Source organism: Hymenobacter psoromatis (assembly GCA_001596155.1).
In the GTDB taxonomy this organism is placed as follows: domain Bacteria; phylum Bacteroidota; class Bacteroidia; order Cytophagales; family Hymenobacteraceae; genus Hymenobacter.
Window position 1 is genome coordinate 4,533,530 of the sequence record CP014771.1, and the last position, 24,200, is coordinate 4,557,729.

At 60.0% G+C, this 24,200-nt stretch carries 20 protein-coding genes and 2 pseudogenes; 15 read left to right on the forward strand and 7 right to left on the reverse strand.

From position 1 onward, the window contains the following. The first annotated feature begins 69 nt into the window (after positions 1–69). Together A0257_19265 and A0257_19270 are read left to right on the forward strand one after the other, a co-directional pair. Positions 70–1,599: an aldehyde dehydrogenase gene (locus A0257_19265; protein AMR29029.1), complete on the forward strand. Its 1,530-nt coding sequence runs from the start codon at positions 70–72 to the stop codon at positions 1,597–1,599. Positions 1,600–1,798: 199 nt separating this feature from the next. Further along, the gene (locus A0257_19270) at positions 1,799–2,191 is read left to right on the forward strand and encodes a UDP-glucose 4-epimerase (GenBank protein AMR29030.1); all 393 of its coding nucleotides are present in this window, start codon (positions 1,799–1,801) and stop codon (positions 2,189–2,191) included. A gap of 74 nt (positions 2,192–2,265) precedes the next feature. Here A0257_19270 and A0257_19275 read toward each other — a convergent pair. The 4 genes and pseudogenes from A0257_19275 to A0257_19290 all read right to left on the reverse strand — a co-directional run bounded on the left by A0257_19275 (position 2,266) and on the right by A0257_19290 (position 6,955). Beyond that, a pseudogene (locus A0257_19275) lies at positions 2,266–2,676 on the reverse strand (DUF4440 domain-containing protein). Between the two features lie 307 nt (positions 2,677–2,983). Then, positions 2,984–3,601: a hypothetical protein gene (locus A0257_19280; GenBank protein AMR29031.1), complete on the reverse strand. Its 618-nt coding sequence runs from the start codon at positions 3,599–3,601 to the stop codon at positions 2,984–2,986. Positions 3,602–3,724: 123 nt separating this feature from the next. After that, positions 3,725–6,085, reverse strand: coding sequence for a penicillin-binding protein 1C (locus A0257_19285; protein AMR29856.1), 2,361 nt, complete (start codon positions 6,083–6,085; stop codon positions 3,725–3,727). A 114-nt stretch (positions 6,086–6,199) separates the two neighbouring features. Continuing rightward, entirely contained in the window at positions 6,200–6,955 is a 756-nt protein-coding gene (locus A0257_19290; protein AMR29857.1) for a biotin--[acetyl-CoA-carboxylase] ligase, read from the reverse strand. 55 nt (positions 6,956–7,010) lie between these two features. Here A0257_19290 and A0257_19295 point away from each other — a divergent pair, with 55 nt between their 5' ends. The 10 genes and pseudogenes from A0257_19295 (at position 7,011) to A0257_19340 (ending at position 17,656) form a co-directional block, all read left to right on the forward strand. Next, complete coding sequence (locus tag A0257_19295; protein AMR29032.1) at positions 7,011–7,403, forward strand: ribosome silencing factor RsfS; 393 nt, start codon at positions 7,011–7,013, stop codon at positions 7,401–7,403. 99 nt (positions 7,404–7,502) lie between these two features. Beyond that, on the forward strand, positions 7,503–9,581 hold the full coding sequence (locus A0257_19300; protein ID AMR29033.1) for a peptidase M41: 2,079 nt from the start codon (positions 7,503–7,505) through the stop codon (positions 9,579–9,581). 69 nt (positions 9,582–9,650) lie between these two features. Continuing rightward, positions 9,651–10,313 (forward strand): hypothetical protein, encoded by a 663-nt coding sequence (locus tag A0257_19305; GenBank protein AMR29034.1) that lies wholly within the window; start codon positions 9,651–9,653, stop codon positions 10,311–10,313. Continuing rightward, positions 10,291–11,094, forward strand: a complete 804-nt coding sequence (locus A0257_19310) for a UDP-2,3-diacylglucosamine hydrolase (GenBank protein AMR29035.1) — start codon at positions 10,291–10,293, stop codon at positions 11,092–11,094. The genes A0257_19305 and A0257_19310 overlap by 23 nt, the downstream gene beginning before the upstream one ends. A 181-nt stretch (positions 11,095–11,275) precedes the next feature. After that, positions 11,276–12,133: a hypothetical protein gene (locus tag A0257_19315; protein AMR29036.1), complete on the forward strand. Its 858-nt coding sequence runs from the start codon at positions 11,276–11,278 to the stop codon at positions 12,131–12,133. 192 nt (positions 12,134–12,325) lie between these two features. After that, on the forward strand, positions 12,326–13,489 hold the full coding sequence (locus A0257_19320) for a glutathione-dependent formaldehyde dehydrogenase (GenBank protein AMR29037.1): 1,164 nt from the start codon (positions 12,326–12,328) through the stop codon (positions 13,487–13,489). A 66-nt stretch (positions 13,490–13,555) separates the two neighbouring features. Next, a complete protein-coding gene (locus A0257_19325) occupies positions 13,556–14,779 on the forward strand; it encodes a hypothetical protein (protein ID AMR29038.1) in 1,224 nt (407 codons plus the stop codon). 3 nt (positions 14,780–14,782) lie between these two features. Beyond that, a complete protein-coding gene (locus tag A0257_19330; GenBank protein AMR29039.1) occupies positions 14,783–15,346 on the forward strand; it encodes a hypothetical protein in 564 nt (187 codons plus the stop codon). A 97-nt stretch (positions 15,347–15,443) separates the two neighbouring features. After that, positions 15,444–16,571, forward strand: a pseudogene (locus A0257_19335) (hypothetical protein). Between the two features lie 557 nt (positions 16,572–17,128). Beyond that, positions 17,129–17,656, forward strand: a complete 528-nt coding sequence (locus A0257_19340; protein AMR29858.1) for a gliding motility lipoprotein GldH — start codon at positions 17,129–17,131, stop codon at positions 17,654–17,656. A gap of 59 nt (positions 17,657–17,715) precedes the next feature. Here A0257_19340 and A0257_19345 read toward each other — a convergent pair whose 3' ends face one another. Next, positions 17,716–19,116 (reverse strand): hypothetical protein, encoded by a 1,401-nt coding sequence (locus tag A0257_19345; GenBank protein AMR29040.1) that lies wholly within the window; start codon positions 19,114–19,116, stop codon positions 17,716–17,718. Between the two features lie 511 nt (positions 19,117–19,627). Between A0257_19345 and A0257_19350 the strand changes: the two genes are divergently transcribed. Further along, positions 19,628–20,407, forward strand: a complete 780-nt coding sequence (locus tag A0257_19350; GenBank protein AMR29041.1) for a hypothetical protein — start codon at positions 19,628–19,630, stop codon at positions 20,405–20,407. 9 nt (positions 20,408–20,416) lie between these two features. Here A0257_19350 and A0257_19355 read toward each other — a convergent pair whose 3' ends face one another. Both A0257_19355 and A0257_19360 read right to left on the reverse strand, forming a co-directional pair. Beyond that, positions 20,417–21,535, reverse strand: a complete 1,119-nt coding sequence (locus A0257_19355; protein AMR29042.1) for a hypothetical protein — start codon at positions 21,533–21,535, stop codon at positions 20,417–20,419. Between the two features lie 99 nt (positions 21,536–21,634). Next, positions 21,635–22,516, reverse strand: coding sequence for a succinate--CoA ligase subunit alpha (locus A0257_19360; GenBank protein AMR29043.1), 882 nt, complete (start codon positions 22,514–22,516; stop codon positions 21,635–21,637). A 140-nt stretch (positions 22,517–22,656) separates the two neighbouring features. Between A0257_19360 and A0257_19365 the strand changes: the two genes are divergently transcribed. Beyond that, a complete protein-coding gene (locus A0257_19365) occupies positions 22,657–23,634 on the forward strand; it encodes a cystathionine beta-synthase (GenBank protein AMR29044.1) in 978 nt (325 codons plus the stop codon). Positions 23,635–23,699: 65 nt separating this feature from the next. Beyond that, a complete protein-coding gene (locus tag A0257_19370; GenBank protein AMR29045.1) occupies positions 23,700–24,116 on the forward strand; it encodes a hypothetical protein in 417 nt (138 codons plus the stop codon). The last annotated feature ends 84 nt before the right edge of the window (positions 24,117–24,200 follow it).

A 24,200-nucleotide genomic window follows, 5' to 3' on the forward strand; every position in this document is an offset into this window, starting at 1 on the left:
GGGCGGTGTCGCTTAGGTTAGCTGCGGCCGCGTTATTTTTTATTCCTCACCAAATCCCTACCCTTCATCATGGTTGAAACTCTCGAAAAATCCACCACCGTGGTGGCCCGTCCCAAGTTTAAGTCGCACTACGACAACTTCATCGGTGGCAAATGGGTCGCCCCCGTCAAGGGTCAGTACTTCGATAATCCGTCGCCCATTGATGGCAAGGCGTTCTGCAAAGTGGCCCGAAGCACCAAAGAAGACATCGAACTAGCCCTCGATGCGGCTCACGAAGCCTTCAAAACCTGGAGCAAGGCCTCGCCGACCGTGCGCAGCGGCGTATTGCTGAAAATCGCCGACATCATGGAGGCTAATCTGCCCTACCTGGCGGCGGTCGAGACGATAGAAAACGGCAAGGCCATCCGCGAAACGATGGCCGCCGACCTGCCGCTGGCCATCGACCACTTCCGCTACTTCGCGGGCGTCATTCGGGCCGAAGAAGGCTCGGCTACTGAGCTGAATGATAATACGTTATCGTTAGTAATTCAGGAGCCGCTGGGCGTAGTGGGGCAGATTATTCCCTGGAATTTCCCCATATTAATGGCGACCTGGAAAATCGCGCCCGCCCTGGCCGCCGGCTGCTGCGTGGTGGTGAAGCCCGCCGAGCAAACCCCGGCTAGCATCATGGTGCTCATGGAGTTGCTGCAAGAAGTGATTCCGCCCGGCGTGCTCAACGTGGTGAACGGCTTCGGCCTGGAAGCCGGCAAGCCGCTGGCCAGCAACAAGCGCGTGCAGAAAGTCGCCTTCACCGGCGAAACGACCACCGGCCGCCTCATCCTGCAATATGCCGCCGAAAACATCATTCCCGTGACGATGGAGCTGGGCGGCAAGTCGCCCAACATCTTCTGCAAGAGCGTAATGGACCACGACGATGATTTCCTCGACAAGTGCATTGAGGGCGCGGTGATGTTTGCGCTCAATCAGGGTGAAATCTGCACCTGCCCCTCGCGCCTGCTGGTGCATGAGGATATCTACGACGAGTTCATTGCCCGCGTCATTGCCCGCGTGAAAGCCATCAAGCTGGGTAACCCAATGGATACCAACACGATGATGGGCGCGCAAGCCTCCAACGACCAGTTTGAGAAAATCCTGAGCTACCTCGAAATCGGCAAGGCCGAAGGCGCGGAAGTGCTGGTGGGCGGCGAGGCCTACACCCAGGAAGACGGCGCGCTGGCCGAGGGCTATTACATCCAGCCCACCATCTTCCGGGGCCACAACAAGATGCGGATTTTCCAGGAGGAAATCTTCGGCCCGGTGCTGTCCGTCACTACCTTCAAGGATAGCGAAGAGGCCATTGCCATTGCCAACGACACGCTCTACGGCCTCGGGGCCGGCCTCTGGACCCGCGACGCCCACGAGCTATACATGATGCCCCGCGCCATCCAGGCCGGCCGCGTGTGGGTGAATTGCTACCACGACTACCCCGCCGGCGCGCCCTTCGGCGGCTATAAAGCCTCGGGCTTCGGCCGCGAAAACCATAAAATGATGCTGGCCCATTATCGCCAGACCAAGAACATGCTGATTAGCTACAGCCAGCAAAAGCTGGGCTTCTTTTAAGGGATTTAGTTGTAAATTAATCAACCAAAAAAGAACGTCATGCTGAGCTTGCCGAAGCATCTCTATCGTATAAGTAATCCTAACGTTTGGAATTAGTTACGCGGTAGAGATGCTTCGACAAGCTCAGCATGACGCTCTTCTTGGTCACTGGTCAGCTTCTAAATAGCTTCAGTATCATCCATTCACCCATTGTTCAAAAATGCCAACCCCCCGCGTCCTCGTCACCCTTGCCGCCGAAGCCACCATTGACCTGCTGCGCGGGGAAAATGGCCCGCTCATGTTTCACCAAAGCGGCGGCTGCTGCGACGGCTCGTCGCCGATGTGCTTTCAGAAAGGGGAGTTTCGGGTGGGCGGCAGCGACGTGTGGCTGGGCCAGATTCATGGCTGCGACTTCTTTATGAGCGCCAGCCAGTTTGAATACTGGCAGCACACCCAACTAACCGTGGACGTGACGAAGGGTAGGGGCGCGAGCTTTTCCTTGGAAATTCCGCTGGGCGTGCGGTTTTTGATTCGCTCCCGACTTTTTACCCAGGAAGAAAGCCAGCATATGCAGCCGGTGCTCAACGGCGAAGAATATTTGGAAAAGGTCTGAAATCAGCTATTTGCACAAATAAAAAAAGGCCCGACGAGCAATCGCCGGGCCTTTCATCTGCATCGTATTCGGCGTTATTTTTTTTCCTGCACGGGCAAGTCTTCGAGCTGGGCGAGGCTGATTTTCCAGTTGCCATCGCTGGCTTTCTTCCACAGAAAGACGTAGTTGCCGGAGCCCGCGCCGGTTTCCTTCTCGGTGGCGGTGGGCAGCACGTCCACCGTGAACGTGCCGGCCTCGTAGGCCATGCCGGCATCGCTGCCGGTGCTGAGGCTGTTGGTTTTGAGGTTGGAAATCGTAGTAATAGTCGGGGTCACCCATTTATTGGTTACCTCATCCTTGCCGCTAAAATGGGTTTCGCCCTGCAAAAATTGCACATCGTCGGCCAGCATATCCGTGACCTGGCTCGCCTGTTTGGCATTCCAGGCGCTCACAAATTTCTGGTCGAGGTCAGCCACGTTGGCAGCCGTGCCGCTGGCGGCGGGTGCGTCGGTCGTGGCGGTGGGGGTAGCAACGGAGCCAGGTGCCTCGGTGGTGGCAGGCTGCTTGCCGTTGCCGGAGCAGGCAGTGAGCAGCGCCGCCGCGCAGCCCAAAAGTAGAAAACGTTTCATGAGGAGTTTTGGGAGAAGAATAAGAAGAGAATGCAGGTTGTCAGGTGCGAAGGCTTGGGTAAAAGGGTGCTTATTTATGCTCTCTTAATTGCCTGGCCGCCCGGTTAAAGAAGTTTCAAAATGCAAGCAATGCCGCTGGCTGCCGCATTCCGCGCCCACAAAACCGGAATGCGGCAGCTCGAATCTACCAGCTTTTGCGACGCACTTGCGAGAAGGAGTAGGGTGCGCCGGCCTGGTCGAAGCCGGGGTTGGGGAAGTAGCCGGCGGCCACGGCCAGGTCGGCCACCGCGGGCTCGGTTCCCTTGGCCAGATTGGCGTCGGCCCGGTGCTCGGCAGCGAGGCGGCGCTCAGCGGCGACGCGGGCGGCCGCGGCATTAGTAGCGTGGGCACGGGCGGCGACGGCATGTTCCGTAGCCGCCGTTGCTGCTGCCTGGGTCGCGGCCGTGCGTTGGCTGGCCATCGCACGCGCCGAAGCAGCGGCCTGGGCATCGGCGGCGGCCTGCTGGCGGTCGGCGGCTTGCTGGGCGGCGGCGGCATCAGCGGCTTTGCGTTTGTTATCAGTGTGTTTGCCAATGGCATAACCCGCCCCAGCCCCGGCCAGGCCGCCCAGTAGGGCTCCTACCTTGCGGTTGCGCCCATTGATAAGGAGGCCTCCTAAAATCCCGGCTGCCCCGCCAATCGTAGCGTTCTTAGCCTGGGGGCTCCAGCCCTGGCGTGGCTGAGTCTGAGCCTGCGCTTGGTAGCTGGGAAATAAGCCCAGCAGCAGTGCCGGAATGAGGAGTAGCCAACTGAAACGTTTCATAAGGGCAGCAGGTTGATAATGAATAAATTATGAAGACCTGTGAGCTATTCTCAGGTAACTCACTGCAAGTACGTGACCAGCCGCCGAACGGTTGGTATTGCGTTTGGCTGGCTCGGGAGCGGCTCACATTTCCCGCACCAGCACGCGCACGTCCACGGTGCGGCCGTGGTCGTCGGCGCACGAAATTTTGACTTCGCCCGGCTTGGGCCGGAAAAATACCCGCGCCGTAGCCGGCGCGGCGCGCAAAAACCGGTCGTTCACATACCAATACACCTGGCGCACCTCGCCGGCTGCCGCGCAGCTGAGCAGCAATTGCTGCTTTTCGGCGGCGTTGAGCACGTATTCGGCGTGGGCGGCGGGTGAGGTAATGGCCAGCAGCGGCGCGGCTTCCGGCCCGGCCGTGCCGGCCGCCCCGATGCCGCGCACCAGGCGACACGCCGGGTTGTGGGGGGGTAGGCGGCGCGTGGGCAGCCCCTGGCTCTCGCGGAAAGCCAGCACCTCGGGCCGCATATTAGGGAACAGCGTGCGGCGGTAGCCGCTGGCCGGCGCGCAGGCGCGGCAGTAGCTGTAGCGGCCATCGGCCGAGGTCAGCACCTCCTGCTGGTGCTGGCAGCGCTGGCCACCCGACACGCCGGGCAGGTAATAATCGAGCAGTTGCGTGGGGCAGTTGTCGCCGGGCACCAAGCCCGTTTCGGCGCAGACTAGCCGAAAGTCGAGGCTGGCTGGCGGCGCAAACCAGTCGCCCGCGCCGTTGTAGGCCAAGGCATTAAACAGGTCAAACAGCAGCGGCGAAGCCACATCGGCCCCCGTCAGCGCCGGGCTGCCCTGCCCGCTAAAATTCCCTACCCACACCCCGATGGTGTACTGGCGGTTGTAGCCCAGGCTCCAGGCGTCGCGGCGGCCGTAGCTGGTGCCGGTTTTCCAGGCAATGCGCGGCAGGTGGCGGCCGGCAGCGGCATCTACTGGCAGGTCGGGGCGGGTGCGCTGGGCCAGGATGTCGGTGAGCAGGTAGGCAGCGGCGGGGGAGATGAGCGAAATGCCCGGCCGGGGCGCCTCACGGGAGAGGGGGATAGCCCCAAAGGGGTCCCGTGAGGTGAACGCCAGCGCCGACCACTTCCCCCCATTCGCCAGCGCCGAATACAGTCCCGTCAGTTCTTCCAGCGTAACGCCGCAGCCGCCCAAAATGGTGCTCAGGCCCAGCCGGGGCGCGTCGCGCGTCACCTGCCGGAAACCCGCTTTGCGCAGCGTGCCGGTGAGCTTTTCCACGCCCACTTCGGCCAGCACCCGCACCGCCGGAATGTTGAGCGAATAGGTCAGCGCCCGCTCCATCGTCACTTCGCCCTGGCATTGCTTGTCGAAGTTTTCGGGCCGGAAGCCCTGGAAGTTGGTCGGCACGTCGGGCAGCACTGTTTTGGGCGTGAGCAGGCCGCGGTCGAAGGCCAGGCCGTAGAGCAGCGGCTTGAGCGTGGAGCCCGGCGAACGCACCGCCCGCACGCCATCGACTTGGCCCAGCGCGCTATTGTCCTGAAAATCGACCGAGCCCACGTAGGCTTCCACGGCGTGGGTCTGGTTGTTCACGACCAGCACGGCGGCCTGCGAAATGCCCAGCGTGGCCAGCCGCCGCACGTAGTTGCGGGCCAGATTTTCAGCCTTGGCCTGGGTGGCGGGCCGTAACGTGCTGTGAAGTAGCGCCGCGCCCGGCTGGCTTTGCACCAGCCGCCGCGCCAGGTGCGGCGCGAGGGTAGGGGCGGGGTGGCGATGGGCATCAAGCGGCTCCAGCAGCGCATCGGCTAGGTCCTGGGCCGGAAAGAGCTTTTGGCGCTGAAAATACCGCAGCCAGCGATTGCGCTCCCGCACAATCTGCGCGTTGTCCCTACCCAGCACCAGCCCGGCCGGCCGGTTCGGAATAATGGCCAGCGTCACGGTCTGAGCTAGCGATAAATAATCGGGCGGCTGCTGAAAATACAGCAGCGCCGCCGACTTCACCCCCTCAATATTGGAGCCGTAGGGCACCAGGTTAAGGTATAATTGCAAAATCTCGACCTTGCTCAAATGGGCCTCCAACTGCACGGCGCGCAGCATTTCGAGCAGCTTATTCCCGAAAGTCCGCTGCTTTGGCTCTAGCAGCCGCGCCACTTGCATAGTAATAGTGCTGGCACCCGTGGTGCGGCCGTGGCCCAGCAGGTTGCGCCCCGCCGCCTGCGCGATGGCCACCGGGTTCACCCCAAAATGGTAGCGAAAATACCGGTCTTCCTTGGCAATAATGGCCGCTTGCAGCGCTGGGGTTATCTCGGGCAGCTCGGTTTTCATCCGCCACTTTTGGGTGGGGTTGAGGTAGGCGTGCAGCACGGTGCCATCCTGGGCCAGCACCAGCGGCGAGTACTGCGGCGGGGGGGGTAGGGGCCAGCAGCGGTCGGCCAGAAAGGCGAACACCAGCAGCGCGGCCAGCCCAAAGGCACTGCGAACGAGCAAGCGGTGGCGCATGGAGCGAATGTAGCGCGAACTTTCCAGTTCGTGCGTGAGCGTAGCGAGCAGGCGGCACCGGGCGGCGCGCATGACGATGCTCACTTTGCTCACGCACGAACTGGAAAGTTCGCGCTACTGCACGTATTTAATTTCCTGCAAGGCAAAGCGCTGCACCGCGCCGGCTATTTCCACGGCCAGGCGGCCGTCGGGCTCCACGCCCACAATCTGGCCGCGTACGCGGCGGCCGGCCACCTCATACTCGTGCCACTCCTGGTAGCGGTAGAGGGCGGCCAGGTAGGCCCGGCGCAGCTCGCCTACCCCCCCGGCACGCAGCTGGAGGTAGCGCTTCTCCAGGCACTCCAGCAGGCGGGCGGCCAGCTCTTCGCGCTGGAAGTAGCGGCCCGTGAGCGCGCCCAGCGACGTGGCGGTGGGTAGGGCGAAGTGACGCTGGTTCACATTCAGGCCAATGCCGACGATGCTGGACTGAATTTTTGCCCCGCTCAGGCTGTTCTCAATGAGAATGCCGCCAAACTTCTGCGAGCCGAAATACAGGTCGTTGGGCCATTTAAGCCTTAGTTGTGGCGCGGCTTGCAGCAGCGCCGTTGCCCAGTCGAACACCGCCAGCGCCACGGCCTGGCTCAGCAAAAACTGCTGGCCCGCGTCGAGAAAGGTGGGTAGCCAGACGACGGATAATGTCAGATTTTCGCCAGGGGCGGCCTGCCATTGGTTGCCCCGCTGGCCGCGGCCGGCAAACTGGTCGTCCGTTATGACGGTACAGCCTTCGCTGGCCCGGTTTTCGCGCAACAGGTGCTGCGCTTCCGAGTTAGTAGAAGGGCAGGCGGGCAGCCAAATGAGCTGCTGGCCCGTGAATAAGGTATTGGGGCTGATGACCACGCCGGTTAGCAGTCGTATATTAGCTAGGTAAACAACGCAAACTTACTCTATGAAGAGCACTCAGGTCCGGCAGGATTCGGACACATTGGCAGACGTAGCCGTACGTGGCCTCCAAGACCGCAAAGGAATGGACATCGTGGTCCTCAACTTGAAAGAGCTGAAAAACGCGGTGGCCGATTATTTTATCATCTGCTCGGCCTCGTCCGACACGCAGCTCGACGCCCTGGCCCGCTCGGTGGAAGAGGAAGTAGAAAAAGTGACGGGGCAAGCGCCCTGGCAGAGCGAAGGTCGCACCAATCGCGAATGGATTCTGTTGGATTACGTGGACGTTGTAGTGCATGTGTTCTTGCGCGACCGTCGGCAGTTTTACGCGCTGGAGGAGCTGTGGGGCGATGCCGAAATTACGCATATCGAAGATACTGCCGACGTAGTGCGGCGCTAAAGCATCGGGCCGTCGGCTGCGTCTAGTGGTAGTATTACTCCAACCTTGCCCGTCCGGCGCGGTTGCCTTTGACTTAGTACAACTAAAGTAATTTTTATTATGTCTGATACGACGCCCAAACGCCGCAAGCCGACGCTGCCTAACCCCTCGCCCCGGCCAGGAGTGCAGCTCTGGGTGATGGCAGGGCTGCTGGTGCTTTTCACCGGCATGTTCTATTTTACGAGCTATAATTCAGCCGTTAAAATCAATCAGCAGCGCTTCGAGCAGATGCTGGCCGCTGGCGACGTGCGCGACATCACGCTCGTGGTCAACAAGCAGCAGGTGGAAGTCGGCCTAACGCCGCAAGCGCTGCAAAAGCCTGAGTATCAGCGCGACCTTGCCACGCGCCGCGGGCCTTTCGCAACCGGCGACCGCGATGCTTCCCAATACTACTTTCCGGTGTTTGACGCCAAGTTCTTTCAGGAGCAGCTGGATAAGCTACAGGCCAGCAAGCCAGCCGACCAGCGCATCCGCATGGAACCCGTGGAGCGCATGGGCTTGGCTGACTTCATCAGCGGCTACGGGCTCATCATTGCCAGCATCGTGTTGTTTGTGTTCCTCATGCGCCGCATGAGCAGCGCGGGCGGCCCTGGCGGCCAGATTTTCAACATCGGCAAAAGCCGCGCGGCCCTTTTCGAAGGCGGTGATAAAGTGAAGATTACGTTTATGGACGTAGCCGGCCTCGAAGAAGCCAAGGAAGAGGTGCAGGAAATTGTGGAGTTCCTCAAAAACCCCAGCAAATTCACCATCCTGGGCGGTAAAATACCGAAAGGCGCGTTGCTCGTAGGCCCTCCCGGCACCGGCAAAACCTTGCTGGCCAAGGCCGTAGCAGGCGAAGCCGACGTGCCATTCTTCTCGCTGTCGGGCTCCGACTTTGTGGAGATGTTTGTGGGGGTAGGCGCGGCCCGCGTGCGTGACCTTTTCAAGCAAGCTAAGGCCAAGGCACCCTGCATCATCTTTATTGATGAGATTGACGCCGTGGGCCGTTCGCGTAGCAAGGGCTCGATGCCCGGTGGCAACGACGAGCGCGAAAACACCCTGAACTCGCTGCTCGTGGAGATGGACGGCTTCGGCACCGATTCGGGCGTTATCATCCTGGCCGCCACCAACCGTCCCGATACGCTGGACTCGGCGCTGCTGCGCCCCGGCCGCTTCGACCGCCAGATTAGTATTGACAAGCCCGATATCAACGGCCGCACCGAGATTTTTACGGTGCACTTGAAGCCGCTGACCCTCGGCCCCGACGTGGATGCCCGGAAGCTGTCGGCCCAAACGCCGGGCTTCGCCGGCGCGGAGATTGCCAACGTCTGCAACGAGGCCGCCCTCATCGCGGCCCGTCGCGACAAGAAATTCATCACCAACCAGGATTTCACCGACGCCATTGACCGCGTAATTGGGGGCTTGGAGAAGAAGAACAAAATCATCAGCCCCGGTGAAAAGCGCATCGTGGCTTACCACGAAGCCGGCCACGCCATTACCGGCTGGTTTTTGGAACACTGCGACCCGTTGGTGAAGGTGTCTATTGTGCCGCGCGGGGTAGCTGCCCTAGGCTATGCGCAGTATTTGCCCAAGGAGCAATTCCTGTATAATACTGAGCAGCTGATAGATGAGATGTGCATGGCCCTGGGTGGCCGCGCCGCTGAGGAGCTGGTATTCGGTAAAATATCGACCGGCGCGCTAAGCGACCTGGAGCGCATCACTAAGATGGCCTATTCCATCGTGACGATGTACGGCATGAACAGCAAGCTTGGTAACGTGTCATTCTATGACTCTAAGGGTCAGAACGAATACGGTTTCTCGAAGCCCTATTCGGAAGCCACTGCGCAGATGATTGACGAAGAAGTTCGTACCATTATCGAGCAGGCTTATATCCGCACCAAAGAGCTGCTGACCGAGCGCCGCCACGAGCTGGAGGTTATCGCTAAGGAGCTGTTGGAAAAGGAAGTGTTGTTGCAAGATGACCTGGAGCGCCTCGTGGGCAAGCGCCCCTTTGGCGGCCAGACCAACTACCAGGCGCACATGGCCGGCACCGACCGCTCGGAAACCGCCAGCGACTTGCATCGCGAGCATCCCGACGCCCTCACTGAAGACCTGCCCGAGTTGAAGCTGCCCGGCTTGCCGGAAGCTGAAACAGTATAGCTTCCCTGAAAACCTACCGAAAGGCCAGCCGCGAGGCTGGCCTTTTTTGTGGCACCTACCTTTGTGCCCATGTCTTCCTCGCGCGATACAATGCTGGACCGCATTCGCACGGCCCTGGCGGCCGGCCCGGCGCTCCTACCCCCCATGCCCGATTGGGTCGCGCCCGTGCATCCGCCGCTGCCAGCGGCCGACCTGGCCGAGGTATTCGCAGAGAATTTTCAGCGCATTGGGGGCGAGTTTTTTTATTGCGAAAGCCTGGCCCAATTTGGCGCCACGCTGCGCGGCTGGCTGGCCGAGCGCCTATTCCCCGGCCAGCAGTTCTACGTGTGGGAGCCTGCGCTACAGGCGTTGTTGACGCAGGTTGAAGTACCTTTTCAGGCTACAGAGGCCGATTTTATAGCCCAAGCGGCGGCAGGAATGACCTCGTGCGAGGCGTTGGTGGCGCGCACAGGCAGCCTCGTGGTGACGCCGGCCACGGCCAGCGGGCGGCGGCTCAGCATCTACCCCGACCAGCACCTGGTGCTGGCCCGGCCCGGCCAGGTAGTAGCCGAAATCGGCGACGCGCTGCGCGTGGTGCAGGCGCGCTACGGCCCCGAATTACCCTCGATGCTCTCGCTCACCACCGGCCCCAGCCGCACCGCCGACATCGAAAAAACCCTGGTGCTGGGGGCGCACGGTCCGCGCCGCCTTAGTTTGTTTTTAGTAGAAGATGACGCCGAAATTGCTGCCTGAGCTGCCGTCGCTGGCGCTGGCCCCTGGCCAGCGCGTGTATTTTGCCTCCGATTTCCACCTCGGCGTGCCCGATGCCGCCACCTCGCGCGAACGTGAGCGCCGCATTGTGCGCTGGCTCGACGAGGCCGCCAAAGACGCGGCGGCTATTTATTTGCTGGGTGATGTGTTCGACTTTTGGTTTGAGTATAAACACGCTATTCCGCGCGGATTCAGCCGCTTGCAGGGCAAGCTGGCCGAGCTGACCGATGGCGGCCTGCCCATCACGCTTTTCACCGGCAACCACGATATGTGGATGTTTGGCTACTTCACCCAAGAAATGGGCATCCAGATTTTGCGCGAGCCGGTGTCGCAACGCATGGGAAATCAGCTTTTTCACATCGGCCACGGCGACGGTCTGGGGCCCGGCGACTTCGCCTACAAGCGCCTAGTGAAACCCCTCTTCAGCTCGCGCTTCACGCAGTGGCTCTTCGCGCGCCTGCATCCCAACCTGGGCATTGGCCTGGCCAGTCACCTGAGCCGCCGCTCGCGCCTGCAAAACGGCGCGGCCGACGCCCGGTATTTCGGCGAAGACGAGTGGCTGCTCGTATACTGCCGCGAGGTCGAAAAGCGCCAGCACCACGATTACTACGTGTTTGGCCACCGCCACCTGCCCCTCGATGTGGCGGTAGGCCCCGGCAGCCGCTATATCAACCTCGGCGAATGGGTCAATTATTGTTCCTACGGTGTATATGATGGGCAGGAAATGGTTTTGCGCGAGTTTAAGGAGCACCTCACCCCCTAGCCTCCTCCCCAAAAGAGAGGGGGAGCTGGTTGCTAGCTCTAAACCCAAGTTGCAGAGACTGAAAATTAGAACCAGAGCTAGTTCCCCCTCTCCACGGGAGAGGGGGCTAGCCCCAAAGGGGTTCCGTGAGGTGACCCGGTGGGCCTTCTTCCTTCTTGCCGCGCAACTCGCGCAAGCTCAGGTGCCCAGCGCGGCTTCGGTGGCGCCCGCCGCCCGCGTGGCGCCGGTCGAAACGGCCTCTACCCCCCCCGGCCAGGCCCTAGGCCCCCCCGTGCCCACGCCGGCCGCCGGCACCTGGCAGCTCACCAAAGTACTGACCTTGCCCAATCCCGGCGCGGCCTCGCTCGACCGGCGCGGCACGCTCTACTTGGCCGACCAGGACAACAACCTGCGCCAGCTGGCCCGCGATGGCCAGCTGCTCAACACCTACTCGCCGGCCCAGCCCGGCCACATTGCCGTCATTGAGGCCTGGAACCAGAATAGCCTGCTGGTTTTTTACGACGACCGGCAGCAGGTGCTGCTGCTCGACCGTTTTCTGGCGCCGCTGAGCGAAATCAGGCTGGCCGACTACATCGATGGGACCGTGCGCACGGCCACGCTGGCCCCCGACGGCCTGCTCTGGCTGCTCGATGAGAGCGCCCTCACGCTGCGCGAATTTGACCCGCAGGCCCTGCGCGTGGTGCAAAGCACGCCGCTCGACCTCATCATCGGCCACAGCCGGCCCGACTTCCGCTTCATGCGCCAATACCAGAACAATGTGTACCTGGTGGACCACACCAGTGGCATTTTTGTGTTTGATAACCTCGGCAACTACCGCAAGAAGCTGCCCTTCACGGGCCTGGATTTCATCGCGTTCCGGGGTGATGAGCTGGTGTACCTGGCGCAGGGGCAGCTGCACTTCTTTCACCTCTATAACCTCACTGAGCGCACCCAGGCCCTACCCCCCGACCTTGATGCAACGACCGTGCGCCAAGTGCTGCTGAGCGACCAGTCAGCCTACTTTCTTACGGCCCAGGGACTTCGCATCTATCAGCTATAAAAGGTGAGTCGAAGGTCTGATTTGGAAAGGACCGTGCCCACGATAAGGAGCAGCTTGCGAATGGAACAGCAGGGGTTAAGTTATTAATTGTAACGAAGTTGCATAAATAGAGAAATGTGCTGGGAGGCGTAACCAGGCTGCCGGGCGGCCGTTAGGATAGGGGAGTTTTCCACCATTTCCCCTTCCTTTTCCATGAAAGCATTAATGTTTCACGGCCCTCGCAATGTGAGCGTCGATACCGTAGATGACCCTACCCTGAAGGATTCGCGCGATGCCATCATCCGCGTTACGAGCACGGCCATATGCGGCTCCGACCTGCATATCTACAACGGTTCGCTGCCTACCGCGCCAATGGTGCTCGGCCACGAGTTTATGGGCATCGTGGAGGAAGTGGGCAAGAGCGTGGGCAACCTCAAGCGCGGCGACCGCGTGGTGGTGCCGTTCCCAATTGCCTGTGGCCACTGTTTCTTCTGCAACCACGAGCTGCCTGGTCAATGCGACAACTCCAACCCCGACCACTATGGCCCCGAAGGCGGCTTGCTGACCCAGAAGGGCGGCGCGATTTTCGGCTATACTGACCTTTATGGCGGCTACGAAGGCGGCCAGGCCGAGTTCGTGCGCGTGCCCTACGCCGATTTTGGTCCGCGCAAAGTGCCTGATTTCCTGACTGATGAGCAAGTACTGTTTCTGACTGATATTTTCCCGACCGGCTACTCGGGCATTGATTGGGCCGAAGTACGAGGCGGCGAATTTATCGCTATTTTTGGGGCTGGGCCAGTAGGTATTATGGCTGCCAAAAGCGCGTGGCTGCGCGGCGCGGCTCGCGTGGTCATCATTGATACCCAGCAATATCGCCTCACTAAAGCCAAGGAAACCACGCGCTGCGAAACCATCTTGTGGGAAAGCCACGACCAGGTAGTGGCGCAAATCCGCGACATGAGCGAGGGCCGCGGGGCCGACGTGTGCGTCGATTGCGTGGGCTTCGAGCCCGACCGCAACCTGCTCGACCGCGCTAAGGCCGTCATCAACCTCGAAAAAGGCTCGCCCAAAGTCATTGAAACCTGCATGAGCGCCGTGCGGCGTGGCGGCGTGGTGTCGGTGCTCGGCGTGTACGTAACGACCAACGACAATTTCCCGGTGGGGCAGTTTTTCGACAAAGGCATCAAGCTGGTGGGCGGTCAGGCCCCGGTTCACAAGCACATTGACAAGCTGTTGCAGCACATTATCAAAGGCGAAGTAGTGCTGGATGATATCATCTCGCACCGCCTACCCCTCTCGCAGGCGGCGCATGGCTACGACATCTTCCGCCACAAAAAAGATAATTGCGTGAAAGTGGTGCTGCGGCCGGGCGAGTAGGTTTCTGCGTTATTCTTTGAAAAATGCCTCGGCCGGATTGGTCGGGGCATTTTTCGTGGGGTAGGGATGATGAAGCCGGCGAAAACGGCAGCCGTTCGCAGCGCGTACTTTTACCAAAAACCCGGCCCGATGAAAAACGCTATTACTACCCTGCGCATCCAGAATTTCAAGTCTATCAAAGAAGTGACGATGACCCCGCGCCGGGTTAATATTATCATTGGCGAGCCAAACGTGGGAAAGTCGAATATTCTGGAGGCGATTAGTTTGCTGGGGGGAATGTTTTTTGATGATTTAGAAGGTCAGTTTATGAAAGGCCAAATACGTTACGAGGTTATTCGTAATCTATTTTATGATAATGACTGGTCACAGGAAATAACAGTGATTGGAGAGGGCGTGGGAGCTACGCGGATGCGAAAGGCTGGGGAGCAGATACAAGTGGTGTTTGGTAATGGAGAAATGCGGCGGCTTCCGCGTCGTGGCAAGGAAGGTGAAATGAACGAAGTAATGGAAGGAGTTTTTGCCGCAATAACTTCAGAAGAGGTGAAAAGGCAAGAAGGCATAAACCACTCGCTGGTAAGTTTTGAATACTGTAACCACTGGAAAAGCTTCGTTACCAATGATGGTGGATTAAATCTTAAAGAATGGAGCCACCCGAAGATGGTCGTTTCCGTCAAAAAGTATACTTTCCAGAAGTATATTACACATGGCAATGCCTACGACGAATCATATTTACGGCCGCCCTTCGGGAGTAATTTGATGGAAGTAATTCAATCTAGTCCATCGGCCTTTCGCAAAGAAGTAGCGAGCTTCTTTACTAAATTCGGTCTAAACCTAGCCCTACGAATAGAGCAGCGGGAATTAGAAATTCAAAAAAACCTGGATGGCTTCGTTTATAATTATCCCTACTCCCTAACTGCTGACACCCTCCAACGCCTCATCTTTTACCTCGCTGCAATCGAAAGTAACGACGACGCGGTATTACTTTTTGAGGAGCCGGAGGCACATTCCTACCCTACCTATGTGGCGCAGTTGGGCCAGCATATTGTAGAAAGCCGAAACAATCAGTTTTTTATTGTTACGCATAGTCCGTATCTCGTCACGGAAATTCTGGAGGAGATGTTGACGGATGACGAGTTGAAACCCGAATTAGCTATTTTCGCCGCTTATTATGAGAATTACCAAACTAAGGTTAATCAATTAAGCGACGAAGAAATAATGGCGGTGCGGGCAGATGGATTGGACGTGTTTTTCAATATGCGGCGCTTTGTGCCCGAGGCCGGGGGAGAGTAGCTTATGCCGTTGCCTCACCCGCTGTTTGTGCCGGAGTGCTACGCCGATACGGCGCTTATGCTCACGCTATTGCGCGAAAATGCCGCTAATGAAAAAGAGCTGGCCCGGTATGTCAACCATCAGCATGGCATTGGCAATGTGGGGCGGGTGATGGAAGCCGAGGGGACTGGCCGCCGGGTAGTGGGGCTGGTTGACTTGGATAAAAAATTTCACGAGCAGCCGTATTTGGCGCAGTTCCGGTTGCTGGCGGGCAGCTTAGAGCGCAACGCGCAGTCGCACGCGCTGCTTCGGCATCCGGCTCGGCCCACGCAGTACTTGCTGGCGCTTAATCCGGCTTTTGAAACGTGGCTGGCCGACCGGGCGGCCGAACTCGGAACTACGCTGGCGGCCTGTGGCTTGCCGGATGATTCTAAAGCCTTCAAAACCCATAGCCGGATGCATGGGCTGAAACGGCACGGCCCGTTGCGGCAGCTACTGAATACGATTGCTACCGCCCGCCATCCAGCCTACGCCGCGCCGGCCAGCTTTATCGCGGCCATTATGCACCTTGAGGGTCCGTTGCCCTAGCTTATTGCCCCGACCTGTTCGCTTCCCGAAATGGTTATCTTTGTTAGATTCCCACTTTCGTGCGGCCCTTTGGGTGGCTGCCTTTTTTATATAGATTATGGCTTGTGCCTCCTGTTCATCCGGCGGCGGCTGCTCTACCAGCAAGGTAGGCGGCTGCGGCTCCAAAGGCGGCTGCTCCTCGGGCGGCTGCACCCGGCTCAATGTATTCGACTGGCTCGCCGACGTCGATATGCCCAGCGATTTCCGGGGCTTCGACTGCGTGGAAATTCGCTTTAAAGGCGGCCGGAAAGAGTTTTTTCGCAACGATAAGCGCCTACCCCTCGTCACGGGCGATGCCGTGGTGGTGGAGGCGGCCGGCTCGGGCTGGCACTTGGGCCACGTGAGCCTCAAGGGCGAGCTGGTGCGCCTGCAAATGCGCAAGAAGAAGGTGCCTACCGACTCGCGCGACATTCGCCCCATTCTGCGCGTGGCTACCCCCGACGATGAGGAGCGCTGGCAGGCCGTGCGCGACCTCGAAAACGGCACCATGTTTCGCGCCCGCGCCGTCGTCGATGAGCTGCGCCTCAAGATGAAGCTCTCCGACGTGGAGTATCAGGCCGACCGCACGCGGGCGCTGTTCTACTATTCAGCTGAGGATAGGGTTGATTTTCGGGAGCTGATTCGGCGGCTGGCCGACGAATTTCGGGTGCGCGTGGAGATGCGCCAGATATCGCTGCGGCAGGAGGCCGGCCGCATCGGCGGCATCGGCGTGTGCGGCCGCGAGCTGTGTTGCTCCACCTGGCTCACCGACTTCAAGGCCGTGAGCACCACCGCCGCGCGCTACCAGAATCTCAGCCTCAACCCCCAGAAGCTGGCCGGCCAGTGCGGCCGGCTCAAGTGCTGCCTCAACTACGAGCTCGACGCCTATCTCGATGCGCTCAAGGATATTCCGCAGGTGCAGCGGCCGTTGCAGCTGGCCAATGGGGAGGCGTTTTTGCAGAAAACCGACATCTTCCGCAAGCGCATGTGGTTTGCCTTTCGGGGCGATAATAACTGGGTGATGGTGAGCGCCGAACGCGTGCGCGAAGTGCTCGAACTAAACAAGCAAGGCGAGAAGCCCGACACCCTGCTACCCCCCCGCCAGGAGGCCGAAGTGGCCCCCGCCGTTTCGACCCTGATGGAAGGCGAGCTCGACCGCCTCGACGACCAGATAAAAGCCGGCAACAAGCGCGGCAAGCGCAAGCGCAAGGAGCGCGGCGACTACCCCACCAGCGCTGAAGCCAGCGCTGCTACCCCCCCCGAAACCCGTGAACCGCGCGAAGGGCGTGAGCTTCGCGAAAGTCGGGAGCCCCGCGAAGGCCGCGAGCCCCGCCGCCGCGAGCGCTCCGAGCGCCCCGAAGGTGGCCGCCCCCGCCCCGAAGGCGGCACCCGCCCGCCGCGCCCCGAGAACCAGCCTACCCCCGCCACCACCGGCGAAGTGCCCGCCGCGCCTGCGCCCGAGGGCCAGGCCGAGCCGCGCGGCCGCCGCGGCGCAGCAGCCCGCCCCCTCAACCGCCGGGGCGGCCGCAACCGCGAAGGCGGCGATGCCAACAGCACTCCGCGCGACCCGGCCCAGGAGCCCCGGCCGCGTCGCAACGAGCCCGCCGCGGGTAGCCCTACCCCCCGCCCGCCCCGCGAAGGCGGCGACCAGTCCAGTCCTGGAGGCAGTGCCGGCCGCAACCGGGGCCGCCGGGGCGGCAGTGGCCGCCGCAGTGGCGAAGGCGGCAACGCCGCTGCCCCTACCCCCCCAGCGCAACCTAACCTATGCAACGCTTGCTTTTTTGTGACTGGCGGCCGGCCCGCCGGGGCTGGCTGGCCCTGCTGCCGCTGGCCGTGGGCCTCAGCGCCTGTGACCCGAATACGGTGTACGAGGAAAATGTGGACTTGAAATCGCCTTCCGGCGACCCTTATGTGTGGGACGTGCAGCAGCGCCCCACCTTCTCGTTTGCCATTACCGATACCGCCGCTCGCTACAACGTGTACTTCAACGTGCGCAATGCCTCCGGCTACGGGTTCTACAACCTCTACCTCAAGCACACGCTCACTGGCCCCAGCGGCCGGCCCGTCGGGCCGGCGCTGTTGCACCAGCTGGTGCTGATGAACCCCAAAACCGGGCAGCCGCTGGGGGCCGGCGCGGGCGATATTTTCGACCACCAGTTTCTGGCCCTGCCGAATCAGCATTTTGCCAAGCCCGGTACCTATAAGCTGACGCTGGAGCAGTATATGCGCCAAAATCAGCTCCCCGGCATTATGTCGGTGGGCGTGCGCGTGGCGAAGGAAGGCAAGAAGTAATGAGAGTAATAGGTAATGGGAGTAATGTCATTTAGCTTTCTTGAATGACATTACTCCCATTACTCTTTTTCCAGCTCCCGCCACACTACGTTTAGGCCCTCGGCCCACACGGGATGGGCAATAACCATGTCCCGGAGCTGCTGGTAGCGCAGGCGGCCGGCCATCGCGATTTGCAGCATGGTCATGATTTCGCCGGCTTCGGGGCCTAAGATGGCGGCACCCAGAATGCGGTCGTCGGAGCCGACCAGCACTTTCCAGAAGCCGGTTGTCTGGCTTGTTTGCTGGGCGCGGCTCAAGATGCGCACCGGGATTTGACTTACGCGGTAGTCGATTTTCTGGTCTTTCGCCTGAGTCTCGCTCAGGCCGATGCGGCCCAGGGCGGGGTCGGTGAAAACGCAGTAGGGTAGGGGGCGTTGCTTGGCCGAGCGGCGCGGACCCTGGTGCAGCAGATTGTCGCGCACCACCCGGAAATCGTCGTAGCTCAGGTGCGTAAACTGCGGCCCGCCATGCACGTCGCCCAGCGCAAAAACGCCCTTCACGTTAGTTTCGAGCCGGCTATTGACCTGGATGTAGCCTTTTTCATCGGTTTTGATGCCTGTCGTTTCCAGGCCCAGGTGGTCGGTTTTGGGCTGGCGGCCAGTGGCCACCAGCAGGTGGCTGCCGTGCAGGTGGCGCGCGCCCTGGCGGGTGGCAATGGTGAGTGTGTACTGGCCGGCCGCGTCGCGGGCCACGCCGCGGGTTTCGGCGTTCATCAGAAACTCCACGCCTTCGTCTTCAAGGGCTTTTTGCAGCGCCTCGCACACGTCGTCGTCCTCGCGGTCCAGCACCTGGCCGCCCGTTTCGATAATGCTCACCTGGCTGCCGAAGCGCCGGAACATCTGCCCAAACTCTAGCCCGATGTAGCCGCCCCCCAGGATGAGGAGGTGGGTAGGGACTTCCTGAATGTCAAGCAATTCGGTAGTCGTCAGGAAGCCCGCCTCGGCCAGGCCGGGTATCTCGGGCACAGCGGCGCGGGTGCCGGTATTAATGAAAATTTGTCTGGCCTTGATAACGCTGGCGCGCTCCTGGGTTTCCTGCACCCGCACCTGGCGCGGCCCGGTGAAAGTAGCGTGGCCGTGCAGCACGGTAATATTCTCGTGCTCCGGGGTCAGCGACTCGCGCAAGTGGCGGCGCGACTTATTGAGCAGGGCATCCTTGCGGGCTATCACGGCGGGCATGTCAATGGTGACTTCGCCGCCCGGCCGAATGCCCAGCTCGGCGGCCGTGCGCACCTCGTGCGCCCGATTGGCCGAGGCTAGCAGGGTTTTGGTAGGCACGCAGCCGTAGTTGAGGCACGAGCCGCCCAGGTGGGCTTCTTCCACTAAAATGACTTTTTGGCCGGCTTCGGCCAGCGCTTTGGCAAGTGGATTACCGGCCTGGCCGGAGCCGATAATGAGAGCATCACAAGAATAATCAGGCATATACAAGTAGGAAATCCGCCGAATGAAGCGGTGCAGGCTATACGTATTTTGGGCTCTGAGTGAACAACCGGCTGCAACGTTTGAGCGCCCGCCCGGCTCTAGGAGGGGGGTAGGCTACTGCGCTTTAAGGTACTCTAAGCATACGATTCCCGCCTGTTTCGCGCGCGGCTGGTCGCTCATCAACCGGATTGACTTTGCCGCTACCAGCCCCAAGAGCGGCGGCCGTTTGGGTTCCGAAAGCCGCACCTTCGCGCAAAATAACCAGCATGAGCTGGCCGTGGGCACCAGCCAGCCGCTCGGTATAAGTATTTTTCCGCACCTGTTTTGGGAGCACTAAAGTCCCGCAGCTGACTGAAAAAAGCTGGTTTTTGGGGTAATAAAAGCAGTATTTAAACCGTAGCCTGCGCCGGGCTGGCGTCTGATAAGTCGCACATTGGCTTTGGAAAGTGGGCGGCCGAGGCCCGTTGTTTGCGGTGCATTAAGTAGTTGATACCTCTATCCTCTTTCATTCATGAAAACTCTTTGCTTCGCCTGCCCCCTCGTGCTTGGCCTGTTGCTCGGCGGCTGCGCCGTGTACGTGCCCACCGTGCCCAGCACGCCGCTGCTCACCCAAAACCAGGTGGAGATAACGGCTGGCCTGCGCGGCATCAACTCGCTCGAAGTAGCTGCCGCCTGGGCGCCCGCCGCCCACCTGCTGCTGGCCGGCGAGTCGGCCTTCCAAGGCAGCACTACCGAAATGACCACCAATAACAATGTCACTACTACCTACCACGACTCGCACCGGCAGGTGGGGGTAGGGCTGGGCTACTACCGCGCGCCCACCGCCCGCTCAGCCTGGTACCTGGCGGCGGTAGGGGGGGTAGGGTTTGCCAGCGTCGAGCTGCATAGCATAGATTTTGCCGCTCCTTCCGTCTTCCTGCCCCTTCCCCTGCCCTACGTTTCGGGTTTCTACGAGGCGCGGTACCGGCGCTACTACGGGCAGCTGTACGCGGCGCACCCGCTGAGCCCGCTCGTCACGGCCGGAGCCTCGGTACGCGGCACGCTGGTCGATTATACCCAGCTCACCTACGAAGGCCAGCCGCTGGCGCCTACCAACCGCTTTTTCCTGGAGCCAACGCTGTTTATGCGCATCGGCCACGGGGTGGTGCAGGGCGAAGGCACGCTGGGCCTGTCGCTACCCACCAGCGGCGACCGCAGCAACCCGCTCAACCCGCGCACCGCGCCGGTTTCAACGCTCGTGAGCATCGGCGTCATCTTCCGGCCCGACTTGCTGGGGCGCGGCGGGTGGTAAGCTAGCTGGTTACTGCTTAGTTTCGAAAAATTTGCTCAAGGGGCGCTTGAACAGACCGCTGGTGGTACCGATGTATACCGTGTCGCCTAGTTGCTCTAGACCACTAACCGAGGCCTGCTCCAAACCGTCGTTTTTTAGGAGTCGAACACGGTAATTTGAGCTATTCCAACGCAATGTAAAAAGCGTATTTCCCCCAAAGCCGTGCGTGATGCCTACCAAGCTATCACTAATTACGTGGTATGCATTGAAGGCAAAAATTCCCGGGGCATCTGCACGCCGCTGCCAGGTAGTGCCGTCATCTGTAGAGGATAGTAGAATATTATATTCTTCCAGAGCATAAAGCGTGCCTTGCCACTTATAGAAAGTATCGACAATAGCGGGTTGATAAACCCGTGTTAGTACACCATTTTCCTGGATTTTATAAATGCCTTCGTCACCACAATCAGCTAAAAAATAGTCGTCTATTGCTGTCAGCATTCGTATGTAAGAGGAGCGGTAGCGAGAAGTACGTGGGATATTTAGCACCTGGGGCTGCACCTGGACTTGGCCAGCGACTAACCTGACGCTAGCCAGTATGAAGTGTAACTGCGGGTCGGCTTGACCAAGGTCAGTTTCATAGCCGAATAACAAAAAATTATTACGGCTAAAAGCACCAAACTTGGCAAACGATAAATAATTGGTTGCTACGCCGCTGGCTCGTGAATCTAGCTGGCGGAGGACAATCGCGGCATTTGCGCCACTATTAACCGGGTCTTTGGTACTCGACACTATTACGTTGGCACCCAAATAAGGCCGCGCAAAGAAATCAGCAGTAATAGGAATGCGCAGGTTGATATCGGAGGGCATCGCTGCGGAAGCTGACGTATAATACTGGCGATAAGTCGGGTAACTTTTGGCCGGCGACAGAATACCTAGTGCATTAGGTACTTGTAAATACACCGTATTAGCATCTTTTGCCATACCCAGTACAATCCTATCGGTGCCGTACAGTTGCTTGGCTTCCGACCAACTATATGTTTTATCTACCTGCTGCACCACAATTTTCTCCACTTCCTTCTTGCAAGCCGTAGCCAGAACCAACGCTGCTAAAGTCGCCCCGTAGGCAAACCAACTAGTTAGCCCTTTCATAAAGCAGTTTCTTATCTATGTGTGGCACAGACCGCTAATATAGCCCATAAAAAAGCCTCGGTGTAAACCGAGGCTTTTTGGGGTGAAACTGAGTAGTAATTACTTCGTGCCCAGCACGCGCAGCATGGTCTCGCCAATCTCGGCGGGCGAATCCACGACGTGGATGCCGCACTCGCGCATGATGGCCATTTTGGCGGCGGCCGTGTCATCGGCCCCGCCCACGATGGCGCCGGCGTGGCCCATGCGGCGGCCGGGAGGCGCGGTTTGGCCGGCAATAAAGCCCACGACGGGCTTCTTGTTGCCGGTTTCCTTAATCCAGCGGGCGGCTTCGGCTTCCATACCGCCGCCGATTTCGCCAATCATCACGATGCCTTCGGTTTCGGGGTCGTTCATCAGCAGCTCCACTGCCTGCTTGGTGGTGGTGCCAATGATGGGGTCGCCGCCGATGCCAATGGCCGTGGTCTGGCCCAGGCCGGCCTTGGTGAGCTGGTCAACGGCCTCGTAGGTGAGCGTGCCCGACTTCGACACAATCCCTACCCGTCCTTTTTGGAAGATAAAGCCGGGCATGATGCCCACCTTGCACTCGCCGGCCGTGATAACGCCGGGGCAGTTGGGGCCGACCATCGTGATGCCGGGGCGGTCCTTGAGGTAATGCTTCACGGCAATCATATCCTTAGTAGGGATGCCTTCCGTGATGGTAACGATGACTTTAATACCCGCCTGGGCGGCTTCCAGAATGGCATCGGCGGCGAAGGCCGGGGGCACGAAGATGATGCTGGTATCGGCGTGGGTGGCGGCTACGGCGTCGGCCACGGTGTTGAACACGGGCCGGCCGAGGTGCTCGGTGCCGCCCTTGCCGGGCGTTACGCCGCCCACTACCTGGGTGCCGTAATCCATCATTTGCTGCGCGTGGAACGAGCCTTCGGAGCCGGTGAAGCCCTGCACGATGACCTTGGAATCTTTGTTGACGAGAACGCTCATGGGCGGCTAACTTGTTGGGAAGAATGAATTGGGGCAAAAGTAGGGCCGGGGCGGGCATTACCCGCCCGGCGGCCCCCGCCCGGCCGCCGGGCCTACCTTTGTGGGCCACTCAGCCCCCTACCCCCTCCCCACCTGGCAGTATGTATTACGACCATATTATCGACACCCTCGGCAACACGCCGCTCGTGCGGCTCAACAAAGTTACCCAAGGCATCAAAGGCACTATTCTGGCTAAGGTTGAGTACTTTAACCCCGGCAACTCGGTGAAGGACCGCATGGCCCTGCGCATGGTGGAAGACGCCGAAAAGGCCGGCCTGCTCCAGCCCGGCGGCACCATTATCGAAGGCACCAGCGGCAACACCGGCATGGGCCTGGCCCTCGCGGCCATCGCCAAAGGCTATAAAACCATCTTCGTGATGAGCGACAAGCAGAGCAAGGAGAAGCAGGATATTCTGCGCGCCGTGGGTGCTGAGGTTGTCGTGTGCCCCGTCGATGTGGCCCCCGACGACCCGCGCAGCTACTACTCGGTGGCCCGCCGCCTCAACGCCGAAACGCCTAACTCGTTCTATCCCAATCAGTACGATAACACCTCCAACACGGCGGCGCACTACGAAACCACCGGCCCCGAGCTTTGGGCCGGCACCGAGGGGCGCATTACGCACCTGGCGGCGGGCGTGGGCACGGGCGGCACCATCTGCGGCAGCAGCAAATACCTAAAGGAGCAAAACCCGGCCGTTTTCACGCTCGGCATCGACACTTACGGCTCCGTTTTCAAGAAATACAAGGAAACTGGCATCTTCGACCCGAACGAGATTTATCCCTACAAAACGGAGGGTATCGGCGAAGATATTTTGCCGAAAAATGTGGACTTTAGCGTTATCGACCAGTTTATTAAAGTGACTGACAAGGATGCCGCGCTGATGACGCGGCGGCTGGCCCGCGAGGAAGGCTTGTTCGTGGGTTGGAGCTGCGGCTCGGCCGTATTCGGGGCGTTAGAATATGCCCGTGAGCACCTTACGGAACAGGATACGATGGTCATCGTTCTGCCCGACCACGGCACGCGCTACCTAGGCAAGATTTATAATGATGACTGGATGCGGGCGCAGGGCTGGCTGTAGAGGTGGCTTTCCTTGCCAAATCGGACCCGATTTGCTAACTTCGTTGACTTAATTCCAAATGGCTTATGACGGACGCGCTCAACCACATCGTGCTGATAGAGGACAATGAAACGACGAGCTTTCTAAACAACCGTTTGCTAAGCCGGCTGGGCGTGGCGCGGCAGGTCAGCTCCTTTTCGAAGGCCGATGAAGCTACGCAGTTTTTGTGGGGTAGTGATTCTGCCGCGGCTCAGGACGCGCCCGATTTGATATTCGTGGACCTGAAAATGCCCGGCATGAGCGGCTTCGACTTCCTGGAGCGCTACAGCCAGCTGCCCGCCGAGGTCCAGGAACGCACCGTGGTGGCCGTGCTTACAACCTCCATGCATTCCGCCGACACCGCCCGCGTGGCTCAGTACCCCAACGTAGAATACCTCACCAAGCCCCTGACCGAGGAAAAAATGCAGCGCCTGCTGGCCAAGCGCTTCGCCTTGAGTCAGTAGGGGGCAACAGGCGTAATTGCTCCGCGACGATACCCTGGAGCGGTCTTGCAGCAAAGGTGAGAGACGAGCCCCGTCATAGCCCTG